The organism is Opitutaceae bacterium (assembly GCA_015075305.1).
In the GTDB taxonomy this organism is placed as follows: domain Bacteria; phylum Verrucomicrobiota; class Verrucomicrobiia; order Opitutales; family Opitutaceae; genus UBA6669.
Genome location: JABTUS010000005.1, coordinates 77,608 through 89,366, shown reverse-complemented (window position 1 = coordinate 89,366; position 11,759 = coordinate 77,608). Strand labels below are relative to the sequence as shown.

Sequence of the window (11,759 nt, the reverse complement as noted above, 5' to 3'; positions counted from 1 at the left end):
TCCGTCCCCATCGCTACGAAGCCAGCAGGGCCCGTTCCCTTTCAACCATGGTGGGATGCGAGTAGTGGAAGCCGCTGTACCAGGGGTGAGGCGTCAGATTCGAAAGGTTCTTCTGCGCGAGCTTGTGCAGCGCGCTCACCATGGCGGTCGGTCCGTTCATCGCCTCGCGTGCAAATCGATCGGCCTCGAATTCATGTTTCCGCGAAAAGACATTGCTGATGGGCGTGAGCCAGAAGGTCACCAGCCCGCTGAGCAGTCCAAACAGCAGGAACGCCGGTGCCAGTTCACCTTCAGGAAAGCCGAACGCGGGATTGAACCAGGACGACTGTGCCAGCCAGGCGATCAGTGCAAATCCCATGAACTGGAGTGCAGCCGACACGAGCAGCATCTTCGGGATGTGCCCCCTGCGGTAGTGTCCCACCTCGTGCGCGAGCACCGCCTCGAGCTCCTCGGGCGTCAACTGGGCGATGAGTGTGTCGAAAAGCACGATGCGGCGAAACCGGCCGAAACCCGTGAAGAAGGCATTGGAATGTCCTGAACGTTTTGATCCATCCATGACCTCGATCGCCTTCGCCTTGAATCCGGTTCTGTCCGCAAGCGCCATCAACCGGTTGCGCAGGCTGTCGTCGGCAAGCGGTGTCAGTTTGTTGAACAGCGGCAGAATCAGCTTCGGGTAGAGGACAAGCATCAGGAGCTGAAACGCGAAAAACAGCCCAAACCCCCAGATCCACCAGAATCTGCCCACGACTCCAACAAGGGAAAGCAGACCCCAGAGCAGCGGGAACCCAATTGCGAACGTGAGCAGCAGCGCCTTGATCCTGTCGACCACCCAAAGCCCGGGCGTGCTCTTGTTGAAGCCAAAACGGGCCTCGAGCCGGAACTGGGACCACCACTCGAACGGAAGCCCCGGGATGCCCACGAGCACAGCCGATACCAGGACAAAAAGCGCATCATCCCATTTCGCCGCCCCCGGCGACCAAGCCGCAATCCTTGAAAAAAGCGTCGGCAGGATCGCCCCGAAAACAACCAATGCCAGCACGAGCGTGGCAAACACGGTCTCGACCATCTGGAATTTCAGCCTGGCGACCGTATAGTCCGCCGCCTTCTGAAAGGTCGGAACATCCATGATCGCAAGCAGCGGCGCCGGCGGGCTGGGCCTGTTGCGGCGCACCTCCCTGCAATTGAGGATGGCCAGAAACAGCTCACCCGCCAAACGAACGACCATCAGGACGGCAACGCCCTGCAGAACATGATTCATAAGTGGACAAAAACGGAGTGAAGCCCAATCCCGCGAGCTCAAACCGCCAGTCTGCGTGCGGCAGCTTCACCCCTTTCCGGGGGCACGCCGCCTGCCCCGCGGCGGCGATCAATCTCGAAGCGTGCCGCTCCTCAGTTCGTCAAGAAATGATGCGTAGGTTGACTTCAGCCCATCTTCCAGGCTGATGCGCGCCTTCCATCCCATTGACGAGAGCATCGACACATCGAGAAGCTTCCGCGGCGAGCCATCGGGCTTGGAGGCATCCCAGGCAATGCTTCCCTGGAACCCCGTCACCCGCGCAACCGCCTCGGTCAGCTCCTTGATGGTGATGTCGGATCCAGTCCCGACATTCACCCAGTCCGGTGGCTGCTCCTGTCGGAGAAGGAACGCACAGGCGTCCGCCAGGTCGTCGACATGGAGAAATTCCCGCCTGGGAGAACCCGTCCCCCAAGCCGTCACCTCCGCCTTCCGCGAACCTGCCGCCTCGTGGAAGCGGCGGATGAGAGCGGGCAGAACATGCGAATTTTGTGGATGATAGTTGTCCCCGGGGCCGTAGAGATTCGTGGGCATTGCCGAATGAAAGAGCACTCCATATTGCCTGCGATAGTACTGGGCCAGCTTCAGGCCCGCAATCTTCGCGATGGCATAGGCCTCGTTGGTGGGCTCCAGCGCAGCGGTCAAAAGGCACGACTCCGGCATGGGCTGCGGCGCGTGCTTTGGATAAATGCATGAGCTGCCCAGAAACAGCAGCCGCCTGACTCCATGCCTGTGGGCGCCGTTGATTGTGTTGGCGGCGATGGCAAGGTTGTCGAAAAGAAATTCCGCGGGGTATGTATTGTTCGCGTGGATACCGCCAACCTTCGCGGCGGCGATGATCGCGACATCCGGCCTTGCCGCCTCCAGGAAGGCAGCGACCGATTGCTGGTTCGCAAGGTCGAGCCCCTCCGCCCGCGAGCGCAGGACCAGCTCCACTCCGGCTTCGCGCCGAAAGCGGCGCACCAGTGCGGATCCCACCATGCCTTGGTGGCCTGCAATGAAAAGCCTCATCGTCAAACGCCCCCGGATGTCCGTGTGCTCATGGCATCGGCAGCTTCGATATCTGCGCCTCGCGCTTTGCGAGCTCCAAGTCGGCCTCGACCATGATTCTTACGAGTTCCCTGAAGCGCACCCTGGGCTTCCATCCGAGCTGGCGCTCGGCCTTGGCTGGATTGCCAATCAACAAATCGACCTCCGCCGGACGCTCATAACGCTGGTCGTACTTCACGTGCTTTTCCCAGTCCAGTCCGAGCAGCCCGAACGTCTCCTGGCAGAATTCCTTCACACTGTGGGTCTCGTTGGTGGCGACCACATAGTCGTCCGCCTTGTCCTGCTGCAGCATGAGCCACATCATCTCGACGTATTCCTTTGCATATCCCCAGTCGCGCTGGGCATCGAGGTTGCCGAGGTAGAGGGAATCCTGGAGACCGACCTTTATGCGGGTGGCCGCGCGGGTGATCTTGCGGGTGACGAAAGTCTCGCCGCGCCGGGGACTCTCATGGTTGAAGAGAATGCCGTTGCTCGCGTGCAGATTGTAGCTTTCGCGGTAGTTCACCGTCAGCCAGTACGCATAGACCTTGGCGCACCCGTAGGGCGAGCGGGGCCAGAACGGAGTCGTCTCGACCTGGGGCACCTCCTGCACCTTGCCGAACATCTCCGATGACGATGCCTGGTAGTACCGCACCTTCTTCACGAGGCCCGCCTCGCGAATGGCTTCGAGTATTCGCTGCGCGCCAAGCCCGTCGACATCGCCCGTGTACTCCGGAATGTCGAACGACACCCTGACATGGGATTGTGCCCCGAGGTTGTAGATCTCGTCAGGCTGGAGCTGGTAAAGCAGCTTAACCATCTGCACCGAGTCAGCCAGATCACCGTAGTGCAGAAAAAGACGAACCCCGTTCACGTGGGGATCGCGATAGAGGTGGTCTATGCGGCTCGTGTTGAACGTGGAGGCACGGCGTATCACTCCGTGCACTTCGTAGCCCTTGGAGAGCAGAAACTCGGCGAGATACGAACCGTCCTGGCCCGTGATTCCGGTGATCAGCGCTTTTTTCATCAATTGTTCCTCAGGGTTGGGGCATCCCGGCATCGCTGCAAGCCTCATGCCGCCGGCGTTCCAGACCGCGCCGGATCAGGTGTGATTGAATTTGCGCTGGGATGAATTGCCCGGCGAAATGCGCCATGGAAATTTCTGTCATAGCGGCACAATCTCTCGACGGGTTTATCGCAAAGCACGACTTGCCTGGAAGCGGCTTCACCTCCGAGGCAGACAAGTTGCACTTCAGGCGCGTGCTCCAAACCTTCGACGCGATGATTTTTGGACGCGTGAGCTATGAGGCATCCAAGAGGTCGATCCGAAGCCGCCTCAGCCCGTCAAGCCCGCGATTTGTAATGACCCGGAATCCGATCCCATGGGCTTCAGAGTCTGTCGATGGCCAGTTGGAATTCACAAGCGATTCACCGGCTGCATTGATAGCCCGGCTCCGCGCGCGTGGCTGCAGGCGCTGCGCGGTGCTTGGCGGCAGCCAGATCCATTCGCTCTTTCTGGAAAGCGACCTCATCGACAAACTGGTCATCACCATCGAACCCCGACTTTTCGGGCAGGGAGTTTCGCTTCTCCACCGCCGCGCGGACTCCCGGCTTCGCCTGGATGACATCCACCGTCTCCCGGAAAGCGACTCCCTGCTTGCGACCTACTCCCTGATCAAGCCAGGCGGGGTGTAGTCCTTGGCGATCCGGAACTTCAGTCCGTGGCGACGTCGTTTTCCGTCGCGAGGGCTGGAGCAAGCGACTGCCCCTTCACCCGGATGCCCTTCATCTTCTCCAGAATCATTTGTAGGTGTTCGTCGGATACGTCCACCAGCGTGTGACGCTGCCGGATGTCGATCGCCCCGACCACCCCCGCGGGAAGACGGGTGACGCCCGCGATCTTGCCGACGACATCCGCGGGCGTGATGCGGTTTTTCCTCCCGACATTGAGGAACATCGTGGTGAAACCTGCATCGCGTCCCGTCCGCGCGGGCGGCGTCCACGCGTGCTTCTCCTTGTCGGGTCCCCTGCTTCCTCCCCGATCCTGGCCGGCAGGATCCGTTTCCGACGCGGATGTCAGACCAGCCTTCCTGGCCTTCTTCGAAGAATCCGCTGCCTTCGGGTCCTGCCCGTCCTCCGCCTTTTCCTCGCCGCCATGAAGCAGATGGATCAGCGCAGAGCAGATGTCCGTGCTCGGATATCCCTGCTCGAGCAAGCGGTCGAGCAGACGGTCCTGGCGTTTGAACGTCCCCTGATCCAGTGTCGCACGGAGCTTCTCGAAGAACAGGTTGGTCCGCGCTTCCTCCACCTGATCAAGGGAGGGGATGTTTTCGCGCCGGATCTTCAGCCTTCCGAATCGGACCATGCTCTGAAGCTTCCAAAGCTCCCGTCCGGAAACGAGGGTGAATGCCCTGCCCTCCCTGCCCGCGCGTCCGGTTCGACCGATGCGGTGCGTGTAGTCCTCGGCGTCGTTGGGGAGGTCGAAGTTGAAGACAACCTCCAGATCATCCAGGTCCAGCCCGCGCGCGGCGACATCCGTGGCCACGAGAAACTCGAAGCCGCGGCGCCGGAACTTCTCCATTACGCGGTCCCGCTGCGCCTGGCTCATGTCGCCATGAAGGCGGTCGGTCGCATACCCGCGCGAATGGAGCAGATCGTCCAGCTCGTCCACCATGATCTTCGTGCTGCAGAAAATGATGCCGTAGCGGAAATCGTGAAGATCGATCACGCGGGTGAGCACCTCCACCTTCGATCGGCGCTCCACCTCGAAATAGACCTGGTCAACCTTCGGCGCATTCTGGGTGACCGCCTCGATCCTCACCCATGATGGATCCTGTGAGTAGCGCCTGATCATGTCCTGGATGCCGCGCGGTATCGTCGCCGAAAAGAAGAGCAGCTGCCGCATGGCCGGCACCGCCGCGAGGATGCGCTCAATGTCGTCGCGGAATCCCATGTCGAGCATCCGGTCCGCCTCGTCCAGCACAACCAGACGAAGCCCATCGAGCTTCAGGGTGCCGCGCTCCATGTGATCCAGCAGACGTCCAGGCGTGCCGATCACCACCTGCACGCCGGCCGCGAGCGCACGAAACTGCCGGTCATAGGACTGGCCTCCATAGATGGGAACCGCGTGAATGCCGCGCTTGAAGTGCGCGAGCTTGCCAACCTCCTCGCACACCTGGACGGCAAGTTCGCGCGTTGGGCACAGGATGAGGACCTGCACCGCACGGACGTGGGAGTCGACCTTGGAAATCGCGGGAATTGCGAAAGCCGCCGTCTTGCCGGAGCCCGTCGAGGACTGCCCCACGATGTCGCGCCCCTCAAGCGCCAGCGGGATCACCGCGGTTTGAATCGGCGAAGCCTCCTCAAAACCCATCTTGTCGACCGCCTTGAGAATCTCGGGCGAGAGTCCGAGTTCGCTGAAGGGACGTTTTTGCATTCACCGACAATGCCCGAAGTTCCGCCAAACGAGAGAACAATCTTTCGCACCCCGATTGCCTCATGCCGTTCACGGATTCGCTCGCGTTCCATCCCCCGATCCTGCAAACGAACCCATGCCGTTTTCCAAGCTTGGCCTGCACAGCAGTCTTGTCCGGGGCGTTCAAGCCATGGGCTACACGGATCCGACGCCCATCCAGCTCCGGGCAATTCCTGTCGTGCTCTCAGGCAGCGACCTGATCGCCTCAGCCCAGACGGGCACCGGCAAGACCGCCGCATTCGCCCTTCCCGTGCTCAACCGGCTGGGACCGCATCGCCCGGGTCAGCCCCGGGTCCTCGTGCTGGAGCCGACACGGGAGCTGGCCGCGCAGGTCGAAACATCCTTCCGCGACCTCGGACGATTCACCGATGTGCGCGCAACCGTCCTGCATGGCGGTGTCGGTTACGGGCGCCAGCGCGGCGAACTCCGCCAAGGCGTCGACATTGTGATCGCCACTGTTGGACGGCTGCTCGATTTTCTTCAGGAAAAGGCGCTGCGGCTGGACCAGATTGAGGTCCTCATCCTCGACGAGGTCGATCGGATGCTCGACATGGGGTTCATTCACGACGTCAAGCGCATCGTGGGCATGTGCCCCGGAAAACGTCAGACGCTATTCTTTTCGGCAACCGTACCTCCCGAGATCGAGGCCGTGGCCAGGTTCGCCCTAACCAATCCAGTCCGCGTGGAAATCGGGGTCGCAAGGTCCGTAAACGAATCGGTCAATCACGCGCTGTTCCCTGTCCTGCACGAACAGAAGTTCGAGCTGCTTCTTGCGCTGTTGGCGAAGACCGACTTCCAGAGTGTGATAATCTTCTCCCGCACCAAGCACGGAGCGGATCGCATCGCGCGAAGATTGAAGTCCGCGAACCACTCCGTCGCCGTCCTGCACGCGAACCGCTCCCAGAACCAGCGCGTGGAGGCGCTGGAGGGATTCAAGGCGGGCCGCTACGAAATCATGGTCGCGACCGACATCGCCGCACGCGGCATAGATGTCGCCGGTGTGTCCCATGTCATCAACTATGACGTGCCGGAAAACCCCGAGGACTATGTTCACCGCATAGGCCGGACGGGGAGGGCAATGTCGGTGGGGGATGCATTCACTTTGGCGACGCCGGAGAATTCCGGCGATGTCCGGGACATCGAACGATTTATCGGACAGAAGATTCCGCGCCTGACACTCGAGAACTTCGGCTATCTCGGCGGCCAGTCGCCCGCGCTGGATGCGGGCCGATCAAGCCAGCAGCCCCAGCGTCCAAGGCAACGGCATGGAGGCCGCCCCGCAAATTCAGGCCGGCCCCCCGGGAACCGCCCGCGAAACGAACCCGGGCACCACCCGAAGGGAAAACCCGGCGCGCACTGGCGACGGAGATCCGGCTGATTGGCGCGATTGCGGTGGCTATCGCACCTGCAGGGTCTCGCCGTCATAGGCGAGACCGAGCGAGGGAATGGTCACCGCCTTGTGGCGGCCCTCCTTGCGGACGGTGCCCGCCACCCAGGCATCGTACCCCGAGGCTTTGGCCTGTGCCACGACCGCATCGGCGGACGATGGATCCACGTACGCCGCAAAACCCACGCCCATATTGAAGGTGGCATAGGCCTCGGCGGGGGCGATCGGTCCCTTCTCCATCAGAAACCGGAAAAGCGCCGGTGCGGCCCGGGGCGTGTGGATCTCGTAGACAAACGGCTCGTCGAGCCGCATGAGCTTGCGCCAGCCATGGCCTGTGACATGAGCGACGTAATTGAGTGGAATTCCGGCGTCCTGGCAGGCCTTCACAAAACGAACGTAGATCACGGACGGCGCGAGAAGCGCCTCGCCGTAGGTGCGCGCATCACCATACCCGATCGGCGTCAGATAACCATTCGGAAGCGATTCGGCAATCAAGCGGCACAGCGAAAGTCCGTTGGTCTGCACGCCCGAGGATGCAAGAAAGACAATGGCATCGCCGTGTTGGATGCGGCCCGTTATCCGCCTGGACTTGGGACGAATCGCACCCACCGCAGATCCCGCGAGAACGATTGTATCCGGAGAAACAATACCGCGCAGCGTCGGGGTTTCCCCCCCGCCCCAGACCGCCCCGGATTGAATGCAGCCCTCGGCGAATCCATCGACGAGCGCCTTCATCCGCGTCTCGTCACTGAACCATGCGGAATCCCCGACTGCTGCGTGCATGGCGACGGAAACGGGAAGCGCGCCGCAGGTGATCAGGTCGTTGACGATGGTGGCAACCGTATCGATGGCGATCTCGTGATAGAAACACCTGCCGGACGCGCGCTGCATGGCGTCGGCGACGAGATTCTTCGTGCCAAGTCCTTCCTCGACGTGTGCGAGAAAATGATCGTCGGCCTCCATCAGGTAGGCGCTCTCCCCGCGGGTGTTTTCTGGCTCCCGGTAGCCGTGTCCCTTCAGAGCTCCGCTCGTGCGGCGGGCCGCCTGCTGGCAGGCGCGCTTGAATGGATCGAGCTGGTCGTATCGGACGCCGGATGAATCGTAGCTTAGGCTCATGACGGGCGGATCCAATCCTAGTACGAGCGGCCTTCGCTCTGCTCGTAGTAGTTGAGGTATGCCTGATTGACCACCCGGTAGCCGCCAGGAGTCGGATACCTGCCCGTGAAATACCAGTCCCCCGTGTGATTCGGCACGGCAAGATGAAGGTTTTCTATGGTCTGGAAAATGATCTCCGTCTCCCCCTTCCAGTCCATTTTTCGTGGACGCACGAGATCGGTGATCTTGGCTGAGATCTCCTCGGCGCTGAACGGCTCATAAATCCGCCGAACCTGGTTTTCGAGAACCTCATCAGCGGGCTTGGCCAGCTCATCCCGACAGGCGCGATAGACCTCCTCCAGCAAATCACCCTGCCCACGCTCCTTCAGCAGAGCCACCGCGGCTTCGAACGCGATGAACTTTCCAAGCTCCGACATGTCGATCCCGTAGCAGTCGGGATATCGAATCTGCGGTGCGGTCGAAAGGATCACGATCTTCCTCGGATTGAGGCGCGCGAGAATGCGAAGGATGGAACGCCGCAGCGTGGTGCCGCGCACAATGGAGTCGTCGACACACACGAGATTGTTGCCGGCGCGAATCGATCCATAGGTGATGTCGTAGGCGTGGCTCGCCAGTTGATTCCGGAAATTCTCCTGTCCAATGAACGTCCGAATCTTCACGTCCTTGCCAACCACCTTTTCTCCCCGCGGCCAGTTCCTGAGAATGAGTTCGTCGAGAAGCGCATCCGTCAGCTTTCCCTTGCGGCTTGCGTCCAGGATCGCGCTTTTCACCTCGTCGCGCCGAATCTCGCGAAGCGCCGACATCAGTCCGTAGTAGGCGACTTCAGCCGTGTTTGGAATAAAGCTGAACACCGTGTTCGCCCAGTCGTGATCGATCGCCTTGAGCACCTGGTTCGCAAGCCTCGCGCCCAGCGCCTTTCGCTCCTGGTAGATGTCCACGTCGTTGCCGCGGGAAAAATAGATCCGTTCGAAGGAGCACGAAGTGCGCGACAGCGGCTCCGTGAAGCGAATGGACCTGAGATCACCCCGCTTCTTGATGACGAGGACGTGCCCCGGCTCGACCTCACGGACGTCCTCCGCGGCAAGATCGAAGGACGTCATCAACGGAGCTCGTTCCGAAGCGACGCCGATGACTTCCTCGTTCTGGAAGTAGTGGCACGGACGAATTGCCGAGGGATCGCGCGCCACAAAAGCGTCGCCGTTTCCCATCATTCCAACCAATGCGTACCCGCCGTCCCAGTCCTTTGAAGCCCGGGTGATCACGCGGCCGAGATCGAAATCCTCGCTGATGCGTCGGGAGATTTCCGCGCCATTCAGGTTTCGCGTCCGCAGAAAGCGGTACAGGTCCTCATGCTCCTCATCGAGGTAGAAGCCGATCTTTTCGAGCAGCGCCTGGGTGTCGGTCGCGAAGATCGGGTGCTGACCCATCGCAATCAGCGAATCGTTCAGCGCCCCGGTGTTTGTCATGTTGAAGTTTCCGGCCAGCGCCAGATTGCGCGTCGGCCAGGGAGAACGCCGAAAGTAGGGATGGCACGAACTCAGATTGTATCCGCCGCTCGTGCCATACCGAAGATGTCCCATGAGCAGTTCGCCGCCGAAATCGAAGTGCTTCTTAACAGTGTCGGGAAACTCAGGATGAATCGTCCCCGACGTGACCTTTTCCTGGTACTGCTTGAGCAGCGCCTTGAAGATCTTGTCCAACGGGTTCACCTTCACCTGGCGTTCGCGGAACATGAACGGTTCGCCCGCGGGCACATCCAGCTTGACGCACGCGACCCCCGCGCCGTCCTGGCCGCGGTTGTGCTGCTTTTCCATCAGGAGAAAGAGCTTCGAGAACCCCCAGAGCGGTGTGCCGTATTTCTCCTGATAGTAGGACAAGGGTTTGAGCAGTCGCACCAGCGCGATGCCGCATTCGTGGCGAATCGGATCGCTCATGGTTGGGTGCGAGACTTCGGCTCGAAGGCGGTTGGTTTCACTGATGTTGGAAGGGAAAGGATCACGGGGCGCAGGCGGAAACGGTCAAGGGGTTTTCTTGCCCGCATCGAGCCGGCTCCGCGACTTCCGACCCCGCGGATGATAGCGACGGTGCTGGTCCAGCAATCTCGATGGTTCTACAGCCGTGTAGATTTCTGTGGTCGAGATGTTTGCGTGCCCCAGCATTTCCTGAATTGCCCGGAGGTCGGCGCCACCGCTGAGCAAATGTGTGGCAAACGAGTGTCTTAGCAAATGGGGTCTCACGGTGCGCGTGATTCCCGCGAGCCGGGCGTAGTGCTTGACCAGCATCCACAGCCTTACGCGGGAAAGCGGCCCGCCTCGTTCGCTCAGGAAAAGATGGCTGCGCGTGCGCCCGGCTTTGACAAAATGGGAACGGCCAGCCTCCAGATAGACTGCAAGGGCCTTTGTGGCGTTCCTGCCCACGGGAACTACCCGCTCCTTGGAGCCCTTTCCAAAAACGCGCACCATTCCGTGCTCGAGGTCGATTTGCTGGATAGTCAGCGCGGTCAGCTCGGAAATCCGCAGGCCGCTGGCATAAAAGAGCTCGAGCATCGCCTTGTCGCGCAGCCCGTAGGCGTCGCCTGAGCGCGGAGCCTCAAGCAAACGCGTGATTTCATCGAAGGATAGCGTTCCCGGCAGTGGTCGGATCGACTTCGGTGCGACCAGCAGTTCCGTGGGGTCTACGGTGCACAGCTGCTCCTTGACCAGGTGGCGGTACAAACCACGAAGCGCTGACAGTTTTCTCGCAAGACTGGCGGGAGCCAGTTCATTGGTTGTCAGAGACTGCAGCCATGCGGACAGATCGTCTGACCGAACCGCCGGCCATCCAGCACACGTTCGCTTCCTGCTGAGATACAGCGCACATTGCGCCAGGTCGTTGGAGTAGGCGGCGACTGAATTGGGAGACAGCCCGCGCTCAAGCTGCAGGAATCCCAGGTACGCCTCGATAGCCTCGGCAAATGATGCCGGCACACGATCAGGCGCGGGGATCACGATCGTTGGTCCCGCATGCATGTGCGCTTCCTCCGACAAGGCTGGGTCGGATGTGCGCAGGCGATTCTCATTGCCCCAGACTAGTAGCGTCGCCGGGGTGCCGGCCGCCGTGCCATCGCGGGACGCTCATCCTTCATGCGATAGGTGATGCGCGCCTTGTCCAAGTCATACGGACTCATCTCCATCTTTACGCTGTCGCCCGCGGCGATCTTGATGAAATTCTTCCGCAACTTGCCCGATATGTGCGCTAGAACAATGTGCCCGTTGGCAAGCTCGACCTTGAACATCGTGCCCGGCAGCACCGCGACAATCTTGCCTTCAACTTCTATCGATTTATCGTCGGCCATATCAGGTGGTCCGGACGCTGGGCGCTATGAGTAGGATCATGCAGGAAAAGTGGAAAAAGAGGTCGATTAAACTCCAAAACGACCGCGAGAAGTCAAGGGTTTACTCCAGCGTGCTGTTCTGGCT

At 60.8% G+C, this 11,759-nt stretch carries 10 protein-coding genes; 2 read left to right on the top strand and 8 right to left on the bottom strand.

Annotation, left to right across the window (positions count from 1 at the left end; genetic code table 11):
- Positions 1-13 precede the first annotated feature (13 nt).
- The 3 genes from HS122_10920 to gmd form a co-directional block, all read right to left on the bottom strand.
- A complete protein-coding gene (locus HS122_10920) occupies positions 14-1,258 on the bottom strand; it encodes a M48 family metallopeptidase (protein MBE7538912.1) in 1,245 nt (414 codons plus the stop codon).
- A gap of 108 nt (positions 1,259-1,366) precedes the next feature.
- Entirely contained in the window at positions 1,367-2,305 is a 939-nt protein-coding gene (locus HS122_10915; GenBank protein MBE7538911.1) for a GDP-L-fucose synthase, read from the bottom strand.
- A 28-nt stretch (positions 2,306-2,333) separates the two neighbouring features.
- Complete coding sequence (gmd, locus tag HS122_10910; GenBank protein ID MBE7538910.1) at positions 2,334-3,350, bottom strand: GDP-mannose 4,6-dehydratase; 1,017 nt, start codon at positions 3,348-3,350, stop codon at positions 2,334-2,336.
- Between the two features lie 125 nt (positions 3,351-3,475).
- Here gmd and HS122_10905 point away from each other — a divergent pair, with 125 nt between their 5' ends.
- Entirely contained in the window at positions 3,476-4,018 is a 543-nt protein-coding gene (locus tag HS122_10905) for a dihydrofolate reductase (protein MBE7538909.1), read from the top strand.
- 19 nt (positions 4,019-4,037) lie between these two features.
- On the opposite strand, the gene HS122_10900 is transcribed toward HS122_10905, so the two are convergent.
- The gene (locus tag HS122_10900) at positions 4,038-5,759 is read right to left on the bottom strand and encodes a DEAD/DEAH box helicase (GenBank protein ID MBE7538908.1); all 1,722 of its coding nucleotides are present in this window, start codon (positions 5,757-5,759) and stop codon (positions 4,038-4,040) included.
- 115 nt (positions 5,760-5,874) lie between these two features.
- Here HS122_10900 and HS122_10895 point away from each other — a divergent pair, with 115 nt between their 5' ends.
- Positions 5,875-7,176: a DEAD/DEAH box helicase gene (locus HS122_10895; GenBank protein ID MBE7538907.1), complete on the top strand. Its 1,302-nt coding sequence runs from the start codon at positions 5,875-5,877 to the stop codon at positions 7,174-7,176.
- A gap of 18 nt (positions 7,177-7,194) precedes the next feature.
- Here HS122_10895 and HS122_10890 read toward each other — a convergent pair whose 3' ends face one another.
- From HS122_10890 to infA, 4 genes are all read right to left on the bottom strand, one after another.
- Positions 7,195-8,301, bottom strand: coding sequence for a phosphoribosylformylglycinamidine cyclo-ligase (locus HS122_10890; GenBank protein ID MBE7538906.1), 1,107 nt, complete (start codon positions 8,299-8,301; stop codon positions 7,195-7,197).
- Positions 8,302-8,318: 17 nt separating this feature from the next.
- Entirely contained in the window at positions 8,319-10,235 is a 1,917-nt protein-coding gene (locus tag HS122_10885; GenBank protein ID MBE7538905.1) for an amidophosphoribosyltransferase, read from the bottom strand.
- A gap of 84 nt (positions 10,236-10,319) precedes the next feature.
- Positions 10,320-11,309, bottom strand: coding sequence for a site-specific tyrosine recombinase XerD (gene xerD / locus HS122_10880; protein MBE7538904.1), 990 nt, complete (start codon positions 11,307-11,309; stop codon positions 10,320-10,322).
- A 59-nt stretch (positions 11,310-11,368) separates the two neighbouring features.
- Positions 11,369-11,635, bottom strand: a complete 267-nt coding sequence (gene infA / locus HS122_10875; GenBank protein ID MBE7538903.1) for a translation initiation factor IF-1 — start codon at positions 11,633-11,635, stop codon at positions 11,369-11,371.
- Positions 11,636-11,759 lie beyond the last annotated feature (124 nt).